The organism is Sphaerospermopsis torques-reginae ITEP-024 (genome assembly GCF_019598945.1).
GTDB lineage: Bacteria > Cyanobacteriota > Cyanobacteriia > Cyanobacteriales > Nostocaceae > Sphaerospermopsis.
This window is the reverse complement of record NZ_CP080598.1, coordinates 4,846,843-4,872,496: the sequence shown is the minus strand read 5'-3', so window position 1 is coordinate 4,872,496 and position 25,654 is coordinate 4,846,843. Positions and strand designations below refer to the sequence as shown.

The window sequence follows — 25,654 nt, the reverse complement described above, 5'->3', positions numbered from 1 at the left end:
ATTATTATTCACCCGGCTATTTTAAGTAACAACAGTAATTTGACTCCTGTACAGCTATTCCGCCCTCACGTCTCTACTGACTCCTCAATGCTTACGTTTGTTTACCTAATTTTAGTAGTCAAACACACCAATACCAGCTACAATCAATTGAGTTAATGTGCAGTATAAAGATGATGTTAACAAAGAAAAGCTGGAAAAATTTCAAGATAGTTGCAGGTGTATTTAGTGCCATCGCATTTACTCAATTTTTGGGAGTCAATACTTCTGCACAAGCAGCAGATAAATTAGTTGTGCGCTATGGACCATTAGAAGAGTCAGCTTCTCTTGCAGATTTAAAAAAAACTGCGGAAACTGGAGAATTACCAGATAGTTTAGGGACATATACCAAAAGATTAAACGAAAAACAACGCAGTTTTCTAGTGCAGGGATTAAAAGCTAGAATACCCGTGAATGTTGTCACTCTCAATCGGTTACTAAATACTCAACTTGGGCAAACCATTCTCCATGATATCTCCACAGCTTTGGATCGCAAAGATGAAGCAGGAGTACAAGCAGTCAGATCAGGTTTAATTTTAGGTGCTAATTCACCACAAGGTTTATCTATACTCAGTTTTATGGCTGCCTATCCCAGTCAAGAGCTAAAAATAAATGTACCACAAGCTTTGACAGTGGCGCAAACTTTGAATATGGCTTTTTGGCGGACTCAGCAATTTATGCTGGCTATGACTGGGCGAATTAATCCTAACACAATACAGGCTGTTCGTGCTTTTGATCCTACACAACCAGGAAGCGCCCAATTACAAATACTAAACTTGAATTTAAATGATGAAAAGCGTCAACGCAATATTCCTGTTGATGTTTATTGGTCAAATTCTGCTAACACTGAAAAACCTGTAATTGTCTTTTCTCATGGTTACAAGTCAGTTCGCACAGACTTACGCTATTTAGCGGAACATCTTGCTTCTCATGGTTATGTAGTTGCAGCTTTAGAACATCCTGGTAGTAATTTTACAGCTAACAAAGATGGAGATTCTTTAAAACCCCAAGAATTTTTAGCACGTCCTCAAGATGTGAGTTTTGTGCTTGATGAATTAGAAAAACTCAACCAAACTACTGATAACCCATTACAAGGTAAACTAGCAACTAATAAGGTGATGGTTGTCGGTTATTCTTTTGGTGGTACTACAGCTTTAGCATTAGCTGGTGGTGAATTTCAAATTGCTAGTCTAAAACAAAGCTGTGAGAAAAATTCCCCTGAATTAACTCCGGTACAAGAGTTTATTTGTGTAGCTAAAGAATTACCAGAAAATAGCTATCAATTGCGAGATGAAAGAATTAAACAAATAGTAGCTTTGAAACCTGCTACATCTCTATTATTTGGGGAAACTGGTTTATCAAAAGTACAAGTACCGACTCTTATATTAACAGGTTCTGCTGATAATATTACCCCAACTTTAAGCGAACAAATTACCAGTTTTGCAACAATTCCCTCTCCTAAATGGTTAGCTGCTGCGGTTGGTGCTACCCATCTGAGTGTGATAGATCCTAACTTAATTAGTGAACAACAAAGAACAAAAAACCTATCTATTTCTAGTCGGGAAGTGGTGGGTGAAAAAGCAGCGGATGTTCACAAATATGTTAAAGCTATCACTTTAGCAATGGCAGCACAATTAACTCCAGAAGCTAGTAAATATAGTGTTTTTCTGACTCCAGAATATGCTCAAGTTGCTTCAACTCCACTTTTCCCATTTCGTCTAATGACTGAAATTCCTCCCGCTGCTATGGGTTTAATACCAAGAAATTAAGGAACAGGGAATAGGGAATAGGGAATAGGGAATAGAAGGCAAAAGGCACTCATGCAAAAGATAAATATTCTCCCCCTGCTTACCCTACCTCCTGACTCCTGACTCCTGACTCCTGACTAATAACTAATAACTAATAACTAATGACTAAATAAATACAAAAAAGGCTTGGAAGGGAACCCAAGCCCAGACTTCACTCAGGGTAAAATATGTAATTAATATATAGACTTTCAGTAATTTAAACATCCATCTAAAGGAATAAAATTGAGCGCAGCCAGTATTTTTACATTTGAAAACAAGTTACCTCAAACCCTGATCCCGCAATAACTTATCTGCCCAAGCTGCATCTGCTTTTGCAAGTGCTGGTAGTGGTTCTTGACTATAGTCTATGACTAAATCATAATCATAAATCTCATATACCTGATTTAACAAGGCTTTCAAATCTATTACTGGTTCACTATCATCTGCACGCAAAGGTAAAGAAAAAGCTGGAATTATATCTTGTATATTAAAAGCATATAAATCTGCTTGAGGACGGCGATTTCCACGACACACTAAAATTCGATAATCACTTTCAATATGATCACCAAACATGGGCATGGGTTCGCCTTTGCGTAGTAAATCAATTTCTACTAAATTACTACGACTACCTAATACTTGTTGCCGTTTTTCTTGATATCCTTCTCTTCCTTTACCTGAACGTTTATTAGTAGGAGAAAGAATTTCAATTGTGGTAATTAATTTCTCTGTTCCAACTTCTTTAACTTCTAAATATCCTTCTTTAATATTAATTGGCATTGGTACGGTAACTGTTACAGATTTTGGTGCAGGTGCAGCAACAGCAACCTTTGTATTTTTGGTTTCACTGACATTTTGTCGACTTTTCACGATCACATCAGGAATACCTACTAATAATGAACTATCATCTATGGTTTCATAGGTTCTCACTTCTACAGCAAATCGATATTTAGGACGCAGTTGAGGTGATAAAAATCTGGCAATTTCGCTAATTAATAAGTGATGTAGTCCAGGAAATAAGTCTGGGTGTTCTAAATATGGGTTCATTCCGGGAAAGATAGAAGTCATTTCTTGAACTCCTTTGACAATTTTAGATTTTGGATTTTAGATTTTGGATTTTAGATTTTAGATTGGGAAATTATTTCTCTATCAGCTTGTGCTTTTCATCTACATTAAGAACCTTCTGTATTAAGAACCTTCTGTTCCAAAGGCTATCCTCAATCCCCAAAATACAATTAAAATTCCTATAGCTACCCAATCACCTGTTTTTAATTTTAATTCTTGCCATTTGACTCGATGTTCGTTAGGACTGGTAAAACCTCTTACCATCATAGCATTTGCCATTTGTTCGGCTCTTAATAACAAATTTTCTAATAGTCTTTCTATCACTATTAACCAAACTTTTGCACCTCCTTTTAATCCTAGCTTTTTCCAGTTAATTGCTCTTGTCATTACAGAACGTACTAGGTTTTGAATCTCTTCTAAAACTAAGGGAATAAACCGCAAAGATAAAGTTAAAGTGAGGGTTATTTCTGTAACTGGAATTTTGAATTTTATCAGCGGTTGCATTAAGCTTTCCATCCCAGATGTAATTTCTTCTGGTGCGGTTGTCAGTAAATATAAATTAGTGCTGTAAATTAAACTAAATACTATTGTACTCAAGCTAATTGCTAAATCCAAAGAACGACGATTTACTTTTATTGGTCCTTGATGAAATAGCACATAACTATATTCTTTGTTACTATCTACTATTTCTGAACTCGCTTTGTTTTCTTTAGCAGTTGGTGGTTGAGTGAAAATTTGTTCATTTGCTGGTAGGCGTGGTTGATAATTTATACTGTATCTGTCAGGGCTGATCGAACCGATCGCCAATATCATAAATGATAGCACTAGCAACCAGCCCATTTGTTGCCGCCATACTCTTAGGGGAATTTTGGCAAATAGGGTAAAAATAATTAACATTATTACCAGTAGTACCCGCCAATAGTTGTTAGCAACTACATAGCTGGTGAGAAAGCTTAACAACCAAACTAACTTGACTCGTGGGTCTAATTTATGTAGCCAAGTTTGCGGTTCTTCTAAATATAATCCGAGTGGGAGCGATCGCAATAAGTCCATATTTCAATTTTAGATTTTAGATTTTAGATTTTAGATTTTAGATTTTAGAGGATGTTTGAAAAGTCTAAATTGGGCGATTAGAAATCACACCTACACAGACAAAACTTGCCTACGCAGGTTTGAAAGCTTTGATTTTTCGTTAGTCCACTGGTGGACTTTGCTTGTGTAGTAGCGAATTATATTCGCCGAGGACTTTTAAGACTTTTGTAACTATGAAAATTTTGGATTGTTAGCTAATTTATCCTAATTCAAAATCTAAAATCCAAAATCCAAAATCCCAAATTTTAAACGCGAGTTGCGCGGTTGACACTACCAACTTCCATTTCCCGGACTTTTTTACTCCGCCATAATACGCGAATTGGTGTACCTTCAAAACCCAATTGTTTGCGAAACTGTCTTTCTATGTACCGTCGATAATTGTCATTGAAGCGTTTTGCATCGTTGACAAATAAGGCAAATGTGGGCGGTTGGGTACTCACTTGCGTACCATAATAGATTTTACCTTGTTTACCGCTGCGTGATGCTGGTGGGGAATGCCAACTCACTGCATCTGTAAGCACTTCATTCACTACTGAGGTGCTAACACGGCGTTTGTGTGACTCAGCAGCTTTATTCACCAATTCTAAAATCTTTTCTACCCTTTGACCTGTCATGGCACTAACAAAAATTGTATCTGCCCATTCAGTAAAGTGTAAACGTGCTTCTAAACTCTTTTCATAATCATAGATAGTGTAAGAGTCTTTTTCTACCGCATCCCACTTGTTAACGACGATGATGCAAGCGCGTCCATCTTCAATAATGCGCCCAGCTAGTTTTTGATCTTGTTCTGTTACTCCATCTAAAGCATCTAAAACCAATAAAACCACATCGGAGCGACGAATGGCTTTAAAAGCGCGGTTAATACTGAAAAATTCAGTACCGTAATCTATGTGTTTCTTTTTACGGATTCCCGCAGTATCAATTAAGCGGTAAGTTTGTCCATCCCGTTCGACTAAAGTATCAATTGTGTCGCGGGTAGTTCCTGAAATGGGGCTAACTATTGCCCGTTCTTCACCAACGAAAGCATTTAATAAACTCGATTTTCCAACGTTGGGACGGCCAATAATGGCAACTTTAATTTCTGTATTTTCCTCTAGGTCTTGAACTTGGGGAATGTATTTGATTAACTCATCAAGAATATCACCAGTACCACTACCATGAATGGCAGAAATCGGGTAAGGTTCTCCTAATCCTAATTCCCAAAATTCACTGGCTTGAATCATACCTTGTTCTGGTGATTCACATTTATTCACTGCCAGTAATACGGGTACTTTTTGTTGCCGTAACCATAGCGCAATTTCCTCATCTGCTGGTGTTAAACCTGTTTGCCCATCAACTACAAATATTGCTGCACAAGCTTCTGAAAGCGCCGTCATTGCTTGTTGTCGAATCAAAGGCAGAAATTCGGTATCATCGTTAAATACTAAACCGCCTGTATCAACTACGACAAATTCCCGATCTTGCCAAAATGCTGGTCGATAAGTGCGATCGCGTGTTACACCAGGTTCATCATGAACTATTGCCGTTTGATCTCCGGCTAAACGATTTACAAAAGTGGATTTGCCCACATTGGGGCGACCGATAATTGCTACAATTGGCAATGCCATAAACTAAACTTTGTTGTGCTGAGTGTGTAGATGTGCTGAGTTTTCTATCTACGTTCTTCACCCAGCACGGTTTTCGAGAACTACTTATCGTATCATATTTATTAGATTATAGCAAATTTGGGACTGGGGACTGGGGACTGGGAAGAGAGCAAAAAATGATTTATGAAAACTGCGAATATTCTTTTTTTTTCAATTTGTCTTAAATTAATTTAACCAATTTAACTCTTGACAATAACCTTTTTGCATAAATATACTGAATGAATAGTATTATTATTCAGAATAATGAGCAAACGTCAATGGCTAGAAATTAGCGCGTATGTTTATTTGGGTTTAGTAGTGTTGGGAACTATCGCTGCAACTTTCACTCAACAAGTGGTTTATGCAGTTATTCCCTTGATTTTAAGTATAGCAAATATAGCAACTCGTTCCCAGTTTAATTATTCTCAATCGCAACAACAAATTGCAGAATTACAAACAAGTCTGGAAAATATCACAGATAAAACAGATCAATTTTACAAACTAAATGAAACTATGAATACATCCATAAACTCATCCAATGACCGGTTACAAAAAATTGAAGCTTGGAAACAACAGTTAAACCAACTTATTGACCAAAAAATTGAAGCATCAATCCAAAAATTACTCACAGAAATTAACAATTTTCCTCAACAAATTCAAAATCTTAATCATCGTTTAAATGAATTAGATAATTCTCTGCAAAATTTACATGAACAGATTCAGCAACAAGGTGTAAAATTAGAGATTGTCCAAGAAATCCAATCGGAAGTTTTGCAGATTCATGAAAAAATGCAAAACATTGAGGTTGTTAATTCTCAATTAACCCAGATTGAACAAATTGAGACATCTTTGAAAAATTGGAGTGAAATTAATCAACAAGAATTAGCAGAATTAAGAGAAAATCAAAAACATCAAAGTTTAGAATTTACCCAACTTAGTCACCAACTTACTGATATTAATTCTCGCTGTGAAAATATGGCTAATTCCATTCAGCAATTAAATCAAGCTTTTGCTACACAAGTTGAAGATTTTGATCAAGTTAAACAAAATCAAAACAGTGAAAATTCTAGATTCAATGATATTTTTGATTCTGTACATGAATCCTTAAAAGTATTAGATACTTCATTTGATGCTTTAATCACATTTGATTCTTTAATCAGACCGCAGGAGAAACCAAATCAATCAAATGTTTAATCAGATGTTCAAACAGGACAAAATTCTCCCGTCAACATCGAATTTAATCAAGCAATTACTACTACATCTGCATCATCAGAAAACACCGACAAATTATTATTTGTAGGAACTTTAAAAGGTCATGAATATAAAGTTTCTTCAGTTGCTTTTAGTCCTGATGGTAAGAGTTTAGCTAGTGGAAGTGATGACAAAACTATCAAAATTTGGGATTTAACAACTCAACAACATCGTACTTTTGCAGGACATAAAGATTCTGCTTGGACTGGAGGTATTAACTCAGTTGCTTTTAGTCCCGATGGTAAAATATTAGCAAGTGGAAGTAATGATAAAACTATTAAATTGTGGGATGTAAATACAGGAATAGAACTTTTCACTTTTACAGGACATGAAGAGAAGGTTAACTCAGTTGTATTTAGTCCCTTGGGCAAAATTTTAGCTAGTGGTAGTAGAGATAAAACAGTCAAACTTTGGTCTTTAGAACAAGGAAAAGAAATTTACTCTTTTAAAGGTCATACAGATGATGTTTTGTGTGTAGCTTTTAGTCCAGATGGAAAAATTTTAGCGAGTGGTGGAAGTAATAATGATAGAACAATTAGGATTGTACAATTAGCTGAAAACAAAGTGAAAACTTTAACGGTAAGTTCTGATTGGTTTACTGGTGCGATTAATGCTTTAGCTTTTAGTTGTGATGGTAAGATTTTAGCAAGTGCTGGTAATGATAAAACTGTGAAGTTGTGGAATGTAGAAACTGGTGAGGAACTTAAAACTTTAACAGGACATTCTGAAGCTGTTTATTCTGTTGCTTTTAGTCCCAATGGTCAGATTTTAGCTAGTTCCAGTCAAGATAAAACTGTGAAGTTATGGGTTGTAGATAGTGGGGTGGAAATTTCCAGTGTCAAATGTGCTGATGATGCGGTTTATGCTGTTGCTTTTAGCCCCGATGGTAAACTTTTAGCTGCTGGAAGTGGAGATAAAACCATTACTCTGTTTCCTTGTAAGTAGATCAACATAATTAAATGTAAAATAGAAAGTGGGCAGAATATTAGGAGATAAGTAGGGGTGTAGCAATGCTTATTAGTGTCAACTTAACGTAAAACCCATAGCCCGACTGGGAACGTAAGTTTCGGGCGGGTTGGGAAGCTAAACAAAGAAGCTATTTGTAGCCTAAGTTGACACCAATGAGGAATGCTAAACCCCTACAGGATTCAACTGAAAACGATATTAATAAGGAAAAATAACTCTGCCACCTGGTCTGATGTCAGCATGGAAAAATCCCTTATTTCTACCCATAAAAACAGCATCTCCCAAACCGGAAAATTGAGAAGCTTTTAGCACATCCCAAAGTTTTCTAAAATCTCCGTTCATTGGGATCATATCTATGGCTCGGAAATAGAGATGCTGACTATTACGAGCGCCTCCAACTGCTCTATTGACAGCGGGTGGACGATAACCAGATGTAATACTAATTGGTGAGCCAAATTTTTCTCTCACTGGTCCCCAAGTTCTTGCGACTTTAATTGCATTTGCTACATATTCAGAACTGGTAGGAACACGAGTACAATTTTTGGTAACTTCACCCCAGGTTAAAGGAACACCCTCAACAATATATTGGTTGGCATAGACTATTTCACCTCCAGGAAGTTTCATAGTTGCGCCTGTACGTGATCCGGCATTGGTATTAACTTTGATTTCTGAGGTATTAGTTTCTTCTTTGTCTCCTGCTGTTTCTTCTTTATCTTTTAGTTCCAGTAATTCTTTGGCGGTGCTGACTCCTAAACCCAAGGGATATTCTAATTGTTGTAGTGCTTTAAATTCAGAAAATGCTTGTTTGGTGATTGGTCCGACTTTTCCATCTGCTTCTATTTTCAGGAGTTGCTGTATTTCTTTCACCAAGTCTGGATGAGCATCAGTGATAAATATAGCTGGAGAGTTGAGTTTTACAAACTCAGTGAGAGATGTGATATTTGCGGAGGCGTTTGGGTTTGGGGAGTTGGATGTCATAAGTTTTTGTTAATAAATTCAGGTAGTTTTCCACATTATTCCTAACCAACTTTAATCTACACATAAAACCAGCGTGATTACTGTGGTCAATTGTTAATTTTGAATTAAAATTTACTAAATTTTACTAAATTTTACAGATTGCTGATAGCTTCACTGATTTTGATAGATTTACCACCTTGGTTAAGGAATGTAGTTAACGCACTCAGAATTTCTACTAACTCTCTTTACTGTCACCAGTCACCAGTCACCTGTCACCTGTCACCTGTCACCTCTTCAGTAATTGCTAAATAAGCTACTTTAGCCGCAGCTTGTTCAGCAGCTTTAATAGAGCGTCCCTTACCTTGTCCTAACATTTTCTCATGTAACCAAACTTCAGCTACAAAACGTTCATGATTACGGTGGGGTTGATTAACTTCTACAACTCGGTACTCTGGTAAAACTTTAAATTGTGCCTGTGTCCATTCTTGTAGAGCCGCTTTATAGTTTAATCTAGCCGGATCAAGGCGAATTTCTCTTGCTAGGTCTTGAAAGTGAGGATCTAACCAAGGACGAATGAGGTCTAAATTATGAGTGCTGAGGTAAAGCGCCCCCAGAACAGCTTCAAAAGCATCTGCTAGACGTGACTCTTGACCAACAAGATCAGCAGTAGCACTACCAGCAACTAATAAGTATAATTCTAAACCATATTCTCTGGCTAATTTGGCGAGAATGCGATCGCTCACCAAGACGGAACGAATAGCCGCAAAATCTCCCACAGCACAGTCGGGATAATTTTCCCATAACACCACAGCGGCCACCAGGCGCACAACTGCATCACCGACAAATTCCAACTGTTCATAATTTGCCGACTCGGAAACAGTGGCGTGAGTTAGCGCCAAGTCCAGTAACGGCCACTTGATGGGGCTATCTGGTGATAAACCTAACTTTTGGACTAAACTTTCAAGTTGCCGTTGACGGCGAGGATAAACGCGGGACATTAAAAAAAAGATAGTAAATATGTGTAACTAAGTAGATCGGCGTTAAAAATTGTCGTTATGACAGGCAAGAGGCAAGAGGCAAGAGGGTTTGGGCGAATTTACTTTTTTGTACTTGGGTTGGTTTTTTCTCACCCATGTACTTAAATCATTAATAACTAATGACTAATAACCAATACTTAATGACTAAAAAAAGAGAGAGTAGGACATAAGCCGGATTCTGTTCTCTTGCGAGGGTGGTTATCTATCTGGGATGTTTGTTACCAAACACCTCTAGCGGCGCTCATTTCCCGGAACTGGTAAAAGACCAACCGTAGTTCCTCCGGCCTTGCTCCCAACCGGGGTTTACCGAGCCAACGCCTCTCGACGTTGCTGGTGCGCTCTTACCGCACCTTTGCACCCTTACCAACTAATTTTGGATTTTGGACTTTGGATTTTAGATTTTCAATTCAATCCAAAATCTAAAATCTACAATCTAAAATTGGTTGGCGGTATCTTTCTGTGGCACTATCCTCACGATCGCTCGCACTGGACGTTATCCAGCAAGTTTGGTCTTTCGGGAGTCCGGACTTTCCTCAAACCAATCTTAATGACTGATCCGCAACCACCTGCGCCTACTCTCTCCCATATCTAGTTTAAGCTTTAATCGCCCGTTCTGTGTTATTCAGTTATCAAGGAATAGGGAACAGGGAACAGGGAACAGGGAGTAGGTAAAGAAGTAAGTATTCGGCTATCAGTAATCAGTAATCACTAATCAGCTTTCAGATGTAAGTAGACTAGCTGCTAATAAAATCAGAATTTTACTAGATTACATAGGCTTTAAGCAGAGAAATTTACAGGCTGAGATTTGTGTTTTTTGTGAGTTTTGCCGATAGCTGACGGCTGAATGCCTACGTAAAGAATTTTTTCCCCATTTCCTCATCTTCATCACCGTGTCTTGTTCCAAGGTAGAGCATAGGTCCAAGGAAGTTTCTCGATAGTGAAAGGACAATTGATAATGGAGATAGGAGGAACATTCACACCCGGAGCTAACCCCACACGCAACTCAGATATTCTTAATACCAGTTGAAAAGAAAATTCTACTTTCTTTTTACCATCCATAAAATCTTTATACAAACCCTTAAAAGGCTTTTGATCTTTCATGGCAACTATATCAATTAAAGGTTCTCCAGGTTGATATGTTCCTGTTTCTTTGTCCCTTTTTAAAATATCTTCTGCTGTTACACTTTCAGAAATTGTTTTCTTAGGAGCAATAATCGTAGGAACTTGTGGTATTGCTAAGTCGCGGCTGAGGTCTGGAGATTTGCGAATCACACGGCGAGATTTTTTACTATGTTCAATTACCCAAGAACTATTATCCCAGTCAACATATACAGCTAAACCTTCTGATTTATTATCAATGTTAATTGATAATTCTTTCAAATTATCTTTTAATTTCTCCAAAGAATATGTTCCTGAACCAAAAGAAATCCCAATTTTATCATCCAGATTTTGTTCTTTCAATTGTTCTTCAACAGCACTCTTTTGGAAATTTAACACCACCATATCGTCGATAGATTCAATCATGCGATTGAATGTGTAATATATCCCCAGGATATAAACCATCAAAACAAGAAGATTTTGATCGCCACTTTGTACTGCCATAAACCTAAGAATAACTCCTTGAAAAATTATGAAACTTTATTTTCGGTTGATTTTAAATGAATTGTCAAGCCAACCCCGTCTCCAAAAAAAGAAAATTAACCCACCAGCAATTACTGCCATTAATCCCAAGCATAGCGGATAACCCCAATACCAATTTAATTCCGGCATATTATATGGTGATTTTTCGGTATTGAAATTCATTCCATATATTCCCGCCACAAAAGTTAAAGGGATAAAAATTGATGAAACAACAGTGAGTAATTTCATGATTTCATTCATTTTATTACTAACCGCTGACAGATAGACATCCATTAATCCCGATGCCAATTCTCGGTAAGTTTCCACCATATCCATAACTTGTACCGCATGATCATAACAATCTCTCAAATAAATTCTCACCTCCTCACTAATTAATTTACTACTATCACGAATCAAAGAATTAATCGCATCTCTTTGTGGCCAAATAGCTCTTCGTAGTTGTAATAATTCTCGCCTAATTTGATATATTTGTTTTAGTGTTTGGGGATTTGGACTAACTATTACCTCTTCTTCTAATTCGGCAATGCGTTCTCCATACAATTCTAAAACAGGAAAAAATCCATCAATAATTGCATCTAACAAAGAATAGGCTAAATAATCACTTCCTTGTCGGCGAATAATTCCTTTACCTCTGTCAATTCTCATCCTCACACTATCAAAACAATCATGCTCAGGTTCTTCTTGAATTGTCAATAAATAATGTCTACCTAAAACTAAGCTGACTTGTTCACTATAAAAACTACCATGATTGGGATTAGGCACAACCATACGAGCAATAATCACTAATTGGTCTTCATAATCCTCGATTTTTGGGCGTTCCCCCATATTGAAAACATCTTCTAAAATCAGAGGATGTAAATCAAAAGTTTGCCCCAAACGGTGAATAATCTCTTTGTTGCCTAAACCTTGTACATCTACCCAAGAAACAGATTCTGTATCCAAGTAATTGCTGCATTCTTCTGGATATTTTATTTGTTTTTGAGTGAGGCTAGTTTGGTTATAGTCAACTAAGAAAATATTTGGTTGTTCAGCATTTTCATCAATGATGATTGTACCTGGAACAGTTCCTGGTTCATGATAGTATGTTTGGTCAAATGGCTTGTTTACTTTTTCTTGGTTGATGACTTTATTTATGAGTTTGGGTAGCCGAAGATGTTTTTTAGGCATTAAATCTCACCTTAATATTTATCTTGCTGAAAAAGTTTTTTTGTCAAGGGCTAGGAGTCAGGAGTCGTAGGTGCGAAGTAGGGGCGAAGTAGGGGCGAAGTAGGGGCGAAGCATTCGGAAAATAACCTGTGATAAAAATTGATAATTTATCGCCCGAATGCTTCGCCCTTACAGGAAAATAACCTGCTCTTGCTGATGGAAACCGATGGAAACCGACGGCTGAATGCTGACGATAATTTACATAATTTACTAATTTATAGCAGATTGCTGGTAAATAAGACATAGGATCTAAATTCACAGCCAAATTCCTAAATTTTGACAAAAAAAGTTTGTCTTTTGGTAAAGACAAACTGTAAAAAAAATTAAAATTTACTGATGGCGATTGATTTGAGAAAGTGGTAATTAGAACATACCCATACCACCCATACCACCCATACCACCCATACCGCCCATGCCGCCCATGCCGCCCATGCCAGCATCAGGAGCGGCAGCTTTCTTTTCAGGCTTTTCTACTACTATCGCTTCGGTAGTTAAAACCATACCCGCAATAGAAGCGGCATTTTGCAATGCAGAACGAACAACTTTAGCAGGATCAATAATACCTGCGGCGATTAAATCTTCAAATTCTCCGGTAGCAGCGTTGTAACCGATGTTAAAGTCGGTTTCTCTGACTTTAGAAACAATTACAGAACCTTCTGCACCAGCGTTATCTGCGATTTGGCGTAAAGGTGCTTCTAGGGACCTTTGTACAATGTCAGCCCCAATTTTTTCTTCAGCATCAAGGCTGTTTTTAATAGCATCTACTTTTGTAGACAGGTGAATTAAGGTTGTACCACCACCAGGAACGATACCTTCTTCTACTGCGGCTTTGGTAGCATTTAAAGCGTCTTCAATTCGCAGTTTACGGTCTTTGAGTTCGGTTTCTGTGGCTGCTCCCACTTTAATTACTGCCACGCCACCAGCAAGTTTGGCAATACGTTCTTGCAGTTTTTCGGAATCGTAGTCAGAATCAGTTTCTTCTAACTGTTTGCGAATTTGGGCAATGCGCTTTTGTACTTCTGGTTTGTTGTCAGTACCAGAGACAATGGTGGTATTTTCCTTGTCAATGGTGATTTTCCGGGCTGTACCCAGCATTTCTAAGGTAGCTGTATCCAAGCTCAAACCAATTTCTTCAGAAATCATCTGTCCATCGGTGAGAATGGCAATATCTTGTAATAAGGCTTTGCGACGTTCGCCAAAACCAGGGGATTTAATGGCAGCAACGGCTAAAACTCCCCGTGCTTTGTTGACTACCAAGGTTGCTAAAGCGTCACCTTCGATATCTTCAGCAATGATTAATAAAGGTTGACCTAAACGGGCTACTTTTTCCAGTACAGGTACTAAATCTTGAATGGCGTTGATTTTTTTGTCGGCGATGAGGATGCGGGCGTTTTCAAATTCTACTGTCATCCGGTCGTTGTTGGTGATGAAGTAGGGAGAAATATAACCACGATCAATTTGCATCCCTTCTACTACTTCTAGTTCGGTAGTTAAGGATTTGGATTCTTCAACGGTGATCACACCATCTTTGGTGACTTTTTCCATTGCTTCGGCCAGCATATTGCCGACTTCTTCATCGTTACCTGCGGAAACTGTGGCAACTTGAGCGATCGCACTTCCTTCTACTGGTTTGGCTATTTTGGCAATTTCTGCTACCAATGCTTCTACGGTTTTATCAATACCCCGTTTTAAGGCAATGGGGTTTGTACCAGCAGCGACGTTCTTGAGTCCTTCTTTAACTAATGCCTGTGCTAAAACTGTGGCTGTGGTAGTTCCATCACCTGCTGTATCTTTGGTTTTGGATGCCACTTCTTGGATCAGTCTTGCGCCAGTGTTTTCTAAAGGATCTTCTAGTTCAATTTCTTTGGCAACGGTGATACCATCGTTGACAATTTGGGGAATACCAAATTTTTTTTCTAACAGGACGTTGCGGCCTTTGGGTCCCAAGGTGATTTTAACTGCATCCGCTAAGGCGTTAATGCCTTTTTCTAGCGATCGCCGTGATTCCTCATCAAATGAAATAATCTTAGCCATGTTTGTTTTCTCTATCTCTTCCATTAGACAATTTAGCACTCACAAGACAGGAGTGCTAACTATTCCAACTATTGAATTTAACAAATAACAATAAAAAATTGATTAAGATTACAGGTGATACTTATTTTGGACATTAGCACTAATGATTGTATCGGGAGATGAATTTAGACAACTCCCTTAAATCCCTTGGCATTGCTAACCCTAGCGGCTCCGGCTGGTTGGCGGTAGTATTTACTTTTATTTTGGCTTGGCTGGTTACATGGCGTTTAATTCCGACTATCCGTCAATTTGCTTTGCGGGTAGGTTGGGCTGATCAACCAAACGCCCGACGACTTAACCGAGAACCTTTACCTAATGCGGGAGGTTTGGCTATCTATGCTGGCGTTATTGCGGCTGTGGTCGTTGCTAGTCTGCTACGACCCATTGAACTTCAAGGCGTATTGGCTCAGGTACTCACAATTTTGTTAGGAGGTTCTATTCTCGTCTTGGTTGGCTTTATTGATGATCAATTTTGCTTACCTCCTTCTGTGCGTTTGTGGGCGCAAATGATCACAGCCCTTTTGTTAGTGGCTAATGGTATCAGTGTGAAAGTTACTTTTGGTACTCCTATTGACTCTTTGCTATCAATGGCTTTAACAGTTTTATGGGTAGTGGGTATTACCAATGCTATTAACTTGATGGATGGGATGGATGGTTTAGCCGGTGGCATCAGTTTTATTACAGCAATGAGTTTGTTGGGAGTTTCTGCTCAGTTTGATAATCGAGCAGCAGCAACCCTGGTATTAGCTGCTTTGGGTGGTGCTGCACTGGGCTTTTTACGCCACAATTTTCATCCTTCACGGATCATTATGGGTGATGCGGGGGCGTATTTTTTCGGTTATGTTTTAGCTGCCACTAGCATTTTAGGCAAGTTGCAACAAAGTACAGTTTTTGCCCTGATACCAACGGTTTTATTTTTGATGTTGCCAGTTTTAGATACTACTCAGGTTTTTATTAGGCGACTTTTAGCCGGCAAAAACCCTTTGAGTACACCCGGTAAGGATCACCTACATCACCGCTTGCTGGCCTGGGGTTTTTCCCAACGTCGGGCGGCTTTTACTTTGTGGTCTGTCACCTTGTTTTTTAATGTACTGGCTATGACGGTACAAGGTATGACTTTACCCGTGATCCTGGCTTCTGCTGCTAGTATTGTTCTGCTGTTGGGTGCTACGGTTTTACAAAGAATACATGGTAATTCGTAATTACAACAGGAGTCAGGAGTCATGAGTCAGGATATCAAGGAGTCAGGATATCAAGGAGTCAGGAGTCAGGAGTCAGGAGTCAGGAGTCAGAATGAAGATTTTTCTATTTCCTATTCCCTATTCCCTCTTAACTGTCACCTGTCACCTGTCACCTTCTTTACATAACCATCCCACCATCGACGTTAAAGACTTGACCTGTAATGTAAGCTGCGGCGGGATCAGCTGCTAAAAACCTCACCATACCAGCAATTTCTTCTGGTTCACCAAACCGCCCCAAGGGAATAAATTGTAATATGTTATCAGCTTTGATATCGCTGGTCATGTCAGTTTTGATAAAGCCTGGTGCTACGGCGTTAACGGTGATACCACGGGTAGCTAGTTCTTTGGCGACGGTTTTGGTAAAACCAATCACACCTGCTTTGGCGGCGCTGTAGTTTGCCTGTCCTGGATTGCCCATTTGTCCGGATACAGACGCAATGTTGATAATTCTGCCAGAACGTTGTTTGAGCATGATTTTACTGACGGTTTTTGTACATAAAAATACACCTGTTAAGTTGAGGTCTATAACAGCTTGCCAGTCTTCTAGTTTCATTCTTAATAACAATGTATCGCGGGTAATACCTGCATTGTTGACTAAGATATCAATGCGGTTAAATTTTTCTATGGTTGTGTTGATCAGTGTATCTACTTGATCTGCTTGGGAAACATCTGCTTGGAGGGCGATCGCTTCTCCTCCTGCTGCTGTAATTTCTGCTACTACTTGTTCTGCTGCGGTGCTGGAACTGGCGTAGTTGACTACAACTTTTGCGCCTTGGGATGCTAGTTGGAGAGCGATCGCACGTCCAATACCTCTGGATGCTCCTGTAACAATGGCGACTTGGTTTTGTAATAATGTCATTGAATTTTTCTCTGGAAAATACCGCGTTAATTATTTTATGGTGATTTGGGGATGATTTAAGTATTTAGTTTCCGATTCTCAGCCGTTGAGGTTAATAGGTCAAAAAGTAATTTAATGCAGATAAACGCAGATAAAGTTGTCTGAATCAGGATGTCCAGGATTATAGGATTTTCAGGATAGCATTAGATATTTAATCTTCTATCAACTAACCATTATCCTAGTTATTTACCTTACCTAAGATTGAGATCTTCCCGAATATACTTAAATGGGAAAGGAATAACTGTACTTTGTCCAGTACGAACAAAGTCAACATCCATAGTTGGTAGTAGTTCTTTGAATATTAACTTTGATCCATTTACTGCTACTATTTGGCGCAGATGACAAGCATCTTTAAAGGAAAATTGTAACTGTTCTTTTCTGCTACCAACACAATAATAAGCCAGGTTTTCAGTTTGTTCAAAATATTTAATATTAAAATAAGGATCAAATAAATCATCTTTAGTTTGATTATCTTGGGGAAACTTTAACCTAATTTGATGCTTTTCTAAAAGGTAATCCCTAAAACTAATAGCTTCTTTGGTGATACTAACATTAATTTCTTTATCTTTCTGTTTCCTTTTTGTTCCTAAATATTGGCCAATTAAAGAATATAAATATGCTTTTGATATAGTTTCACTTCCTCTTTCCCTGAGTTCTTCTGAAAATAGATTAAACTTTTCCTGATCAAGTTCAGATGATACTTGTAAAAACTCCTCCACTATATCAGCTAAATCATTTGCAGTACGTTGATTTTCAAGAAGTTCACTTTCCAATTCATCCAGAATTTGTGCAATTTCAGGAAGATTAGGAAGAGAAATTTCATCAGTTCTAAATATCTGATTGATTTCACCAGTATCAGAGATAACTAATCCTTCCAAATTCCTAATTTTCTTGTTCTCTGCAGAATTGCTATCTATCATAAATTGTTTATATTTTTCAAATTCCTGCCAGTTCCATAGACTAATCTTTTCTTTTGTATGAAATGTAAACTCTCCATTTGGTTTAATTTTCATAAACACAACATGACTTTGTGCCTCATTTTCTTCTTGATCCCAAGCCGCAAAAGTCCAATCTCCTGTGGTGTTGAGTTTACACCAATCAAACAAAGTTATTTTTTCAGCACGAAGATCACGTTTGATAAGTAATTCTTTAATACTTGTTTTGACAATATTTTTCCATCCTTTTTCATCTGATTGTCTATAGGATTCTAGGGTAATATTTTGACGTTGTATTTGATGATCAGATTTTTTATATTGATCTGTGAGTTTATTTTCTTGGTAATAAGACTCATCATGAATAATTCTCAAATTTAAAGCGGGTTTTTTCTCTATTTTCCGAGAATCTGTAATCAACTTTTCATCAGTGATATAACAAGGATATAAAAACTGTTTTAACTGAGCTACTAATTCATGAGATTCTTCACTATCAACTTTATCTATTATATGTATTCTCTCCCCATCAAGTAATTCCTTAATTTTTTCAGAATCATTCATTAATCTTGTATCGAGTGGGATATCAATATCTATTTCACGACTACAAAATTCAACAGTCATGTATTTCGATAGGTTCTTTTCAATGTTATTCATTACATTGTGTAAAATACCCGCAGGGCTACCGTCAAAATCTCTACGACTACGAAAACTCAGAAAATCAACATGACGTTTCGTGCCTTTTTCACGACATTGGATATAAGATTTGTTCGGATCTGATTTTTCTTTAGGAGAAGAAGGAAGCCACCTTTTTAGAGACGGTGGGTTTGTACCATCATAAATAATATATTCTGGTCTTTTCAAAATTTTTGCTAGTTCCTCACCTTTATATTCGTTTAAAATTACTCCTTTTTTTCTATAGTTAGCAAAACTAACATTTAATAAAAACTCATCTTGTTCCGCAGGAATACGATCAATACTAATTTCAGCTACTGCAATTGATTTCAAAAGTCTCTCTGTAAATAAGGGAACTCTAAGTAATGATCCAGTAAGATTAGAGAAATGAAGATGCTTATGTTTTGAACGTGATGAACCTAAAGAATTAATTAATAAGCGTGCCAGACTCACTTCACATATACATTCATTATTTCCGCTATAAATTGCTTCTGGTTGTACCTCAATTGCTACTACTTTGGTAAATTTAGAATTATTATTTAGTCTATTTTCCAACTGATAAATATTGTTTGATTTTCTTTCAAACATAGCATAAGCAAATGTAGCATAGCCAACGGACATGGCTTGATAATCATCACCAATAATACGATCTATTTCTTCTGCACCCCACCACTTTCCATCGTAGTCTCGTTTGAATCTAATAAATGCAAAATCTTGTTTGATAGCATCAATATGAAAAGTGATTTTTACACGATTTGTAAGAATATTCATTTTGAAAGCTCCTTGAAACTGTTGGATATAAATTCAATTGCTTGATTATCAACTTGATTATTTTTGCACAGATACGGTACTTCAATTATTTTTCCGTGATCTGAAATAATTGGTTTAAACTCTCTATCTGAACTACCAAGTATATTAATTATATAAACTCTTGCTGCTTTCACCTCCTGCATTTTTTTACGAATCTTATCAATTTGGGGATCAGATTCTACTATAACTGTATCTTTCCATAGTTTAAAGTCTATATAAATATTTGGCTTTATTTTAAAATCAAAACGTTCAAACTCCTTAGCATCCAATTCTGATAAAGAAATATTTAACCAGGTTTTCAAAATATGTTCACCACATACTTCCCCTAATGCACCTTTATAAATATTATTAAAAATTGGAGGTGTGATAATGAGTTCAGATTCAGGAAATTGCATTGCATAACCACAATTAATAAATAATTCCCTAAGAATATCTATTCTCATTAATTCTGTAAGACGAGCATCGTTTTTACCTACTGTTCTAACTTTTTTCTTGCCGTATTCATTATTAAAGAAAACCTCTATTTTTTTATAATCATTTTCCTGTGAAAAATAATAGGAATTACCAGGTTGAGGTAATTTAACATAAATATTATGCCATTTGTGATCACATTCAAATTCTTGAATAAGAGTAGGATGGTAAAGAACTTGCTGTCTTAACTCTTTCCATTCTTTTACACTTTGAGCATTCCATGTTTTCTCAAGTGTACTGATAATGTAAGCAGCACTGACTTCACTTCTATTGACAGCATCAATTTCTGCTGCTTTAATCTCTTGAGATTTTTCACTTGATGTAGCAGCTTTTTTCAAAAGAGCAGTATATTCACGCACTGGAATTACACCTTGAGGTAAAGAAAATTCTGCTAAATGTTTACGAATACCATCATCAGCCAAAATATGAATCGTGGGAAATTTCATATTAGTTCTACATATTCTCCCTATTGCTTGCATAATTACTTTATTCAGAAAATATGAATATCCTCGTGTATCATATAAGCTGATATCGCCCGGTTTTTTCTCATACTTACCTATTCCCACATATCTTTTAAAAGCCTCATTTAACTTAATATTGAATGTCATTCCTGAAAAGTCTCTATTTGCTCTTAGAAACTCTAATTGAAAAATGTATTTGATAAAATCAGAATCATTATTCTTGAATTGTTCGTTGTAAATATTAATAAGTAAATTCGTAGGGTTATCTAAATAAATACCATTAATATCTATATTTTCACTTTTTTCTCTGTTATTATTAATAGGTATTATTTTTGAAGCTAAATTAGCAGGAATAGGAAATTGTAAATTTTGCCCTACTCCTATAGTTTGGTATGCAGAGATAATAAAACGGCGTTTGTTATCTTTTAAATCCTTAGCAATTTTTTCTTTAGTCTCCTCAAAATTGTTGCTAGTTAGAGGAACTATAGTTTTTTCTATATAACTATCTTTTTGTTTTTCATCAAGTTCAGGATCTAGTATATATTTCGCGTACTTTTTCAGTGTCTTAATATTAAAAGTTGGATCATTATCCTTGGGAAGTTTATTGAAAAAGCAAAGAAAACTATGACATTCAGGATGTTCTATAAAATATTTCCATACAGTCAACGCTTTTACATAACGACAAAATGCAAATTCAATTTGCTTATTATTATCCTCTGTATCATTACCATTATTAGTGTTATCTTGAATCTCACGCAATAAGCCATTAACTACAGAATTAGCTAAGTCTTCATCGTCCAAAATTTCTTGAAGCTGTTTTATTGCATCCTTATGTGACTCTGTACGAATAAAGTGAGGTATTATCTCAACTTGATCATATCCCTGAGTTGTTTGATAATACTTGTTTCTTAGCTCCTCCATTTCATATGGTTCTAGTTGTTTAAATGAATCAGATAAGCGAGATTTTAAATACTTAATATCATAATTGCCAATATTAGTATCAAGTCCAGCAGTGGCAGAAATTCCTACTACCATCGCTTTAGAACAAACTTCCGCTAATAATGATTCTGGTGTATGATTAAAATTGAACATATATATCTTCGATAAGGTATCATGTTCATCACTATCAACTATGTCATAATAACGAAATCCCCGATCATAAAAACATTGAAGTTTGCTAATAGGTTTTTCTGATGCAAATTTGTATGGTAATTCGTCATTTAAAATATTATTGGTTAATAAATCTACGTCTTTCTCATCTTGGCAAAAATGATTAAGCACACTTTTTATAGCAAATTCAAAATCAAACTCAATACCTTTATTTTCCTTCTTTAACCACCGATAATTATCAGCTAAATTACTAACTCCTTTCTGAAAATATGTCAAGAAACCAGCTATTTCAGCCAGTAATGAATAAATATTGTAAATATTATCAGATTGTACTTCTGATGAATTTTCTTTAAAATCAACTGCTTTAATCCAATTCGTTCTTTTTCTTGAATCTTGATGAATTTCAATCCTTTTATTAAGGTCTATAACATTATGGAATTTGTAATCATAAAACAGAAAATTCCTTTTTCTAGTAAAAGATTTTGGATCAGATTTACAGATGTATTGTAATTTATATTTTTTGAATATTTCCTGAGCTTTTGTCTTTAAATCTTTTATTTGTTCTTTTGGTGATAACCAATTTTTACCTTGTGCTTGTTTTTTCTCCCAATGTTTTGAAGGTTTAGTTAAATCTTCAGAATCTGTGAGTTTTGCCAAATGATTATGAATACTTAAAAATAAATCAATAAAATCTATTTTTCTCTGTAACCCTGATTCAATAATCTTATCGAGAATACGTTCTTTAGTAGAATCAAATTCATCAATAAAAATAAGTGAATTTTTGAATTGACCTTGACTCAATCTTTCATAAAAGTAATAAGAAGGCTCAATTAATGTGGAATTTTTGACTATAAACTTATCCATACTCAAAAATAAAACAGTTTTCTCATCTGTAAACACTGCTGGATAAAGTTTACCAATCCATTGATAGTCTGTATTATTTTTGATAGCTTGTAATTTTGCTTCCTTGCTGGGGAATTTTTCTTTTAGTATTTTTTGTATATCTCCTCTAAATGCTCGTTCAATGTCTTTGCGAATTTTATCTTTAAAATTATCTTGAGCTTTTTTAGGAAGTTTGGGAATATTATATAATTCTATATAGTTCTTTAAATTTTTGTAGCTGTCTTTATTTTTAAACTCATCAGGAATTTCATCATCAATCTCAACTAAGTTCTTAATTACAGTCTCAGAATTAGAGTCTATAAACAGAACATATTGATCATAATCATCTTCATTACCATTTTTGATAAACATTTCCTTCAGCGTCTTAACTTCCAGATTTTTCTTGAGGTTGGTAAGAAAGATAATTTTTCTGTTGTTCTCAGCAAATTCTTGATAATTCTCATATATGAAATTAAACACATTGTAAGTTTTACCAAACCCTGTTGGCATACTTAACAGCAATAGTCCGTGATGGTTTTGACAGTATTTTTTTAAAATTTCTTGCATATCCCTGAGCAATGTGAGTATATTTTTAAACTTTATTTTGCTTTTAGGGATATTATCATAACTTTAGCTAAAATACAAACAGCATACATAATTTGTTACAAAGTTTGTTTACCCATTATCACTAAAATTTTATTTAGTATTATTAATGGGAAAGGAAAAACGTTCACAACAACGTTTAAAAAATTCCCAAGTGCAAATAATAAATGGCTTGTTAGGTACAATGTACACATTAGCTATACTCAATTTTATCCTGGGTAGCCTCTACATCATACAGAAAGAATTGAAAATAAATTCTTTTGCATACAGCAGTTTTCCGTATTCTGAGGTACAGATGTTAATGATAAAACCCTTGTGGAACAGGCATCCTGCCTGTTAACCTTGTACCTCATTTACCTCGAAACTGCTGTATCACCAAATTGAAAAAGTTAGAGAGTCTTTAAAATAGAATTGTCAAATTTAAAATACAGCAAATTGGCAGGAAATAGCTTCCAGACTTCTCAAAAAAGTTGCATATCTGGATATGACATTGTTGAGAGTCTGAGCAAGACTCCTGTACTAATAAAGCTTACCAAAAGTAACATTTAGTATTTTAATAGACGAATTTAAACAGATATTGCAAAATTTCTCTATCTAATGGAGGAATAAAGATACAGACAATAAATACTAAATAATTAAATATTCCGATCACCTGACGAACTTTAATACAATATTCCCCCGTTGATATCTGACAGCGGGGGCTTTTTTTATCAATTTTTTATCTAATGATACCAACAGATAATTTTCTCTAAAAATTTATCTGTCTAAAGGAGGACTTGATAAATAGCTAATAATTATTAAATATTAAATAGCCCGATTACCCTACCGGACTTTAGCTCCAAACCCCTTCTTGTTATTAACCGTTCAAGAGGGGGCTTTATTCAGATATCAATTGATAATTGATAATTGATAATTGATAATTGATAATTGTTTGATTGCAGTTTAAAACCTATCCTTTCCAAGATAAGCAAGAAAAAACATATTTATAATTCTTTTCCTCCCAGGAAAAGGTAATTGTTGATTTTCCATTTTTTAACAGTTATAATTTATTAGTTGTAATTCAAGGATTACAATATTCACATAATCCCGGATCTGCAAACTTGTTCCCATCAGGATATAATTTTTTCTCGATGAAATTACATTTTCGACATTGATAAATTACAGCCTTAGTTAATAAAGTTGGTTGATGGCAACTTTCACAAGGTAAACCTTTGATTTTTTCTGTTATACTAAATCCAGGTGTAGAACATTGTGGACAACAACTATTAATTTTATTCAGCAAATCTTGGGTAGCTTTTTCGATATTTTTCATCCGCATTGGATTATAAAGCGCCCGCATATCAGTTTCTATATGTAAATTACCATCGGGGGAATTATTTAACGCGAAATTCACCGCTTTATGTAATTTTTCTCTTGTGGTTATACCTTTAATAATTTCAGGATTTTCAGGATTTGATTTTTCAAACCAAACCACTAAACCATGTTCAGGGAAACCGACTTTTTCAGCAAATTCTTCTGCTTGGGCTAAATTCTTAATAACTCGATGATTAAAGTTAGTTTCAGTAGAAAAAACCTCGCCAACAATTTCTAATTCTTTTTCTTGATCTAAAAAAACAATGATTTCTCTGTTAGCATAAATATAAGGAAAACTGGGATGAGGTGCAAAACTTCCTTCACTAGCAATAGCTATAGTTTCCCCTGTCATCTCAAGAGCTTTTTGGGCTTTTAATTTCGCGGTGGCAATTTGTGTATCTGGGCGTTTTATTTCTCTGGTAAATGTGCCAAAAACATCGGTGTTAAAATCCTGTGGTACAATAACTTTAATTCCTAATTCTTGTTGTAATAATGGGGCAATTACTTTTTCTTTATGGTGCATTGTTGCGATCACAGCCACACGGTTATTAAAGAGATTTTTCAATAATTGCGTTGTCATTACTGTTGAGACTCCCTGATACATAATATTACAGAAGATTGCAGATTAATCAGTTACAGAATCAAAGGTGAAACATAGACATAAAGAGAGAGGGCAACCACAGGGGGTTTGCCCCTACTGACTCCTGACTCTTGAATCTTACATTTTTATGGTGGGCATTGCCCACCTCAAAACTTAACTTTGCGCTTGGGGAACTTGATTATTTTGATTAACTTGATTCATTTCTGCCAACATTTTTTCTTTATTGCGTCTGCGAATTTTGGCATACATCTGAATACTAGCAGCCATGAAAATCACTAAACCAAAAATCAGCCAAGCAGTAATATCTGTGGGTAGATTATTCTTGAAAATAGCCAACATGACAATGACAACTAATAACAAAGTCGGTGCTTCATTTAAAGCCCTTAATTGTTGTCCACTCCACTTACATTCATCGGCGGCTAACTGTTTCATTAATCTACCACAATAATGATGATAGATTAATAAAATACCCACAAAGCCTAATTTAAAATGTAACCAAGTTTCTTTTAACAAGTCTGGGTTAGTGGAAAGAATACCAATGGCCATCGCTACGGTGACGATCATTCCGGGGATGGTGATAATATGGTAAAGACGTTTTTCCATCAGTTGATACTGATTTTTCAGTATCGTTTTTGCGGGTTCTGGTTCTTGGTTTGCTTCTACATGATAAATAAACAAACGCACCAGGTAAAATAACCCTGCAAACCAAACGACAAAACCAATAATGTGAAAGGCTTTAAACCACGAATAAGCCATGAATTGTCACCTACCTTAGTCAATTTACAGATGATTGTATTTACTCTTATTATCAGGTTACGGCAATAGTTGACAAGGTTGCAAATTATCGAAGTAATTAGTAATTGATAATTGGTAATCAATTATTTCTG

The 25,654-nt window shown here is 35.9% G+C and carries 18 protein-coding genes and 1 other RNA gene; 4 read left to right on the top strand and 15 right to left on the bottom strand.

The window, feature by feature from the left end; translation table 11 throughout:
- Positions 1-173: 173 nt before the first annotated feature.
- Positions 174-1,805: an alpha/beta hydrolase gene (locus tag K2F26_RS22590; RefSeq protein ID WP_220611991.1), complete on the top strand. Its 1,632-nt coding sequence runs from the start codon at positions 174-176 to the stop codon at positions 1,803-1,805.
- Between the two features lie 297 nt (positions 1,806-2,102).
- Here the strand turns inward: K2F26_RS22590 and K2F26_RS22585 are convergent, their stop codons facing one another.
- The 3 genes from K2F26_RS22585 to der form a co-directional block, all read right to left on the bottom strand.
- Positions 2,103-2,888, bottom strand: coding sequence for a DUF4058 family protein (locus tag K2F26_RS22585; protein ID WP_220609576.1), 786 nt, complete (start codon positions 2,886-2,888; stop codon positions 2,103-2,105).
- 120 nt (positions 2,889-3,008) lie between these two features.
- On the bottom strand, positions 3,009-3,938 hold the full coding sequence (locus K2F26_RS22580; protein ID WP_220609575.1) for an energy-coupling factor transporter transmembrane component T family protein: 930 nt from the start codon (positions 3,936-3,938) through the stop codon (positions 3,009-3,011).
- A gap of 284 nt (positions 3,939-4,222) precedes the next feature.
- Complete coding sequence (gene der / locus K2F26_RS22575) at positions 4,223-5,584, bottom strand: ribosome biogenesis GTPase Der (protein ID WP_194056237.1); 1,362 nt, start codon at positions 5,582-5,584, stop codon at positions 4,223-4,225.
- A gap of 282 nt (positions 5,585-5,866) precedes the next feature.
- Here der and K2F26_RS25010 point away from each other — a divergent pair, with 282 nt between their 5' ends.
- Positions 5,867-6,796: a hypothetical protein gene (locus tag K2F26_RS25010; protein ID WP_246605458.1), complete on the top strand. Its 930-nt coding sequence runs from the start codon at positions 5,867-5,869 to the stop codon at positions 6,794-6,796.
- Positions 6,797-6,832: 36 nt separating this feature from the next.
- Complete coding sequence (locus K2F26_RS25000; protein WP_367890351.1) at positions 6,833-7,798, top strand: WD40 repeat domain-containing protein; 966 nt, start codon at positions 6,833-6,835, stop codon at positions 7,796-7,798.
- A 219-nt stretch (positions 7,799-8,017) separates the two neighbouring features.
- On the opposite strand, the gene K2F26_RS22565 is transcribed toward K2F26_RS25000, so the two are convergent.
- The 7 genes from K2F26_RS22565 to groL form a co-directional block, all read right to left on the bottom strand.
- Positions 8,018-8,797, bottom strand: coding sequence for a D-Ala-D-Ala carboxypeptidase family metallohydrolase (locus K2F26_RS22565; protein WP_220609574.1), 780 nt, complete (start codon positions 8,795-8,797; stop codon positions 8,018-8,020).
- A 251-nt stretch (positions 8,798-9,048) separates the two neighbouring features.
- The gene (rnc, locus tag K2F26_RS22560; protein ID WP_220609573.1) at positions 9,049-9,774 is read right to left on the bottom strand and encodes a ribonuclease III; all 726 of its coding nucleotides are present in this window, start codon (positions 9,772-9,774) and stop codon (positions 9,049-9,051) included.
- A gap of 191 nt (positions 9,775-9,965) precedes the next feature.
- An RNA gene (gene rnpB / locus K2F26_RS22555) (RNase P RNA component class A) lies at positions 9,966-10,392 on the bottom strand.
- A gap of 306 nt (positions 10,393-10,698) precedes the next feature.
- Positions 10,699-11,415: a hypothetical protein gene (locus K2F26_RS22550; protein ID WP_220609572.1), complete on the bottom strand. Its 717-nt coding sequence runs from the start codon at positions 11,413-11,415 to the stop codon at positions 10,699-10,701.
- A gap of 36 nt (positions 11,416-11,451) precedes the next feature.
- Complete coding sequence (corA, locus tag K2F26_RS22545; protein WP_220609571.1) at positions 11,452-12,621, bottom strand: magnesium/cobalt transporter CorA; 1,170 nt, start codon at positions 12,619-12,621, stop codon at positions 11,452-11,454.
- A 43-nt stretch (positions 12,622-12,664) separates the two neighbouring features.
- Complete coding sequence (locus K2F26_RS22540; protein ID WP_220609570.1) at positions 12,665-12,919, bottom strand: hypothetical protein; 255 nt, start codon at positions 12,917-12,919, stop codon at positions 12,665-12,667.
- Between the two features lie 104 nt (positions 12,920-13,023).
- Positions 13,024-14,694, bottom strand: coding sequence for a chaperonin GroEL (gene groL, locus K2F26_RS22535; protein WP_220609569.1), 1,671 nt, complete (start codon positions 14,692-14,694; stop codon positions 13,024-13,026).
- A 158-nt stretch (positions 14,695-14,852) separates the two neighbouring features.
- Between groL and K2F26_RS22530 the strand changes: the two genes are divergently transcribed.
- Positions 14,853-15,935, top strand: a complete 1,083-nt coding sequence (locus K2F26_RS22530) for an MraY family glycosyltransferase (protein ID WP_220609568.1) — start codon at positions 14,853-14,855, stop codon at positions 15,933-15,935.
- Between the two features lie 157 nt (positions 15,936-16,092).
- Here the strand turns inward: K2F26_RS22530 and fabG are convergent, their stop codons facing one another.
- The 5 genes from fabG to hemJ form a co-directional block, all read right to left on the bottom strand.
- Positions 16,093-16,833 (bottom strand): 3-oxoacyl-[acyl-carrier-protein] reductase, encoded by a 741-nt coding sequence (gene fabG, locus K2F26_RS22525; protein WP_194056221.1) that lies wholly within the window; start codon positions 16,831-16,833, stop codon positions 16,093-16,095.
- 230 nt (positions 16,834-17,063) lie between these two features.
- Positions 17,064-19,247, bottom strand: coding sequence for a hypothetical protein (locus tag K2F26_RS22520; RefSeq protein ID WP_220609567.1), 2,184 nt, complete (start codon positions 19,245-19,247; stop codon positions 17,064-17,066).
- A complete protein-coding gene (locus tag K2F26_RS22515; protein WP_220609566.1) occupies positions 19,244-22,777 on the bottom strand; it encodes a preprotein translocase subunit SecA in 3,534 nt (1,177 codons plus the stop codon). Before K2F26_RS22515 ends, K2F26_RS22520 begins: the two co-directional genes overlap by 4 nt.
- A 1,096-nt stretch (positions 22,778-23,873) precedes the next feature.
- Positions 23,874-24,746: a DUF6671 family protein gene (locus K2F26_RS22510; protein WP_194056216.1), complete on the bottom strand. Its 873-nt coding sequence runs from the start codon at positions 24,744-24,746 to the stop codon at positions 23,874-23,876.
- Between the two features lie 174 nt (positions 24,747-24,920).
- Positions 24,921-25,523, bottom strand: a complete 603-nt coding sequence (hemJ, locus tag K2F26_RS22505) for a protoporphyrinogen oxidase HemJ (RefSeq protein WP_194056214.1) — start codon at positions 25,521-25,523, stop codon at positions 24,921-24,923.
- Positions 25,524-25,654 lie beyond the last annotated feature (131 nt).

Bases quoted from the DNA above. Each gene is read 5' to 3' on its own strand.
- K2F26_RS22590 (WP_220611991.1), top strand. From the start codon at position 174: ATGTTAACAAAGAAAAGCTGGAAAAATTTCAAGATAGTTGCAGGTGTA.
- K2F26_RS22585 (WP_220609576.1), bottom strand. From the start codon at position 2,888: ATGACTTCTATCTTTCCCGGAATGAACCCATATTTAGAACACCCAGAC.
- K2F26_RS22580 (WP_220609575.1), bottom strand. From the start codon at position 3,938: ATGGACTTATTGCGATCGCTCCCACTCGGATTATATTTAGAAGAACCG.
- der (WP_194056237.1), bottom strand. From the start codon at position 5,584: ATGGCATTGCCAATTGTAGCAATTATCGGTCGCCCCAATGTGGGCAAA.
- K2F26_RS25010 (WP_246605458.1), top strand. From the start codon at position 5,867: ATGAGCAAACGTCAATGGCTAGAAATTAGCGCGTATGTTTATTTGGGT.
- K2F26_RS22565 (WP_220609574.1), bottom strand. From the start codon at position 8,797: ATGACATCCAACTCCCCAAACCCAAACGCCTCCGCAAATATCACATCT.
- rnc (WP_220609573.1), bottom strand. From the start codon at position 9,774: ATGTCCCGCGTTTATCCTCGCCGTCAACGGCAACTTGAAAGTTTAGTC.
- K2F26_RS22550 (WP_220609572.1), bottom strand. From the start codon at position 11,415: ATGGCAGTACAAAGTGGCGATCAAAATCTTCTTGTTTTGATGGTTTAT.
- corA (WP_220609571.1), bottom strand. From the start codon at position 12,621: ATGCCTAAAAAACATCTTCGGCTACCCAAACTCATAAATAAAGTCATC.
- groL (WP_220609569.1), bottom strand. From the start codon at position 14,694: ATGGCTAAGATTATTTCATTTGATGAGGAATCACGGCGATCGCTAGAA.
- K2F26_RS22530 (WP_220609568.1), top strand. From the start codon at position 14,853: ATGAATTTAGACAACTCCCTTAAATCCCTTGGCATTGCTAACCCTAGC.
- fabG (WP_194056221.1), bottom strand. From the start codon at position 16,833: ATGACATTATTACAAAACCAAGTCGCCATTGTTACAGGAGCATCCAGA.
- K2F26_RS22520 (WP_220609567.1), bottom strand. From the start codon at position 19,247: ATGAATATTCTTACAAATCGTGTAAAAATCACTTTTCATATTGATGCT.
- K2F26_RS22515 (WP_220609566.1), bottom strand. From the start codon at position 22,777: ATGCAAGAAATTTTAAAAAAATACTGTCAAAACCATCACGGACTATTG.
- K2F26_RS22510 (WP_194056216.1), bottom strand. From the start codon at position 24,746: ATGACAACGCAATTATTGAAAAATCTCTTTAATAACCGTGTGGCTGTG.
- hemJ (WP_194056214.1), bottom strand. From the start codon at position 25,523: ATGGCTTATTCGTGGTTTAAAGCCTTTCACATTATTGGTTTTGTCGTT.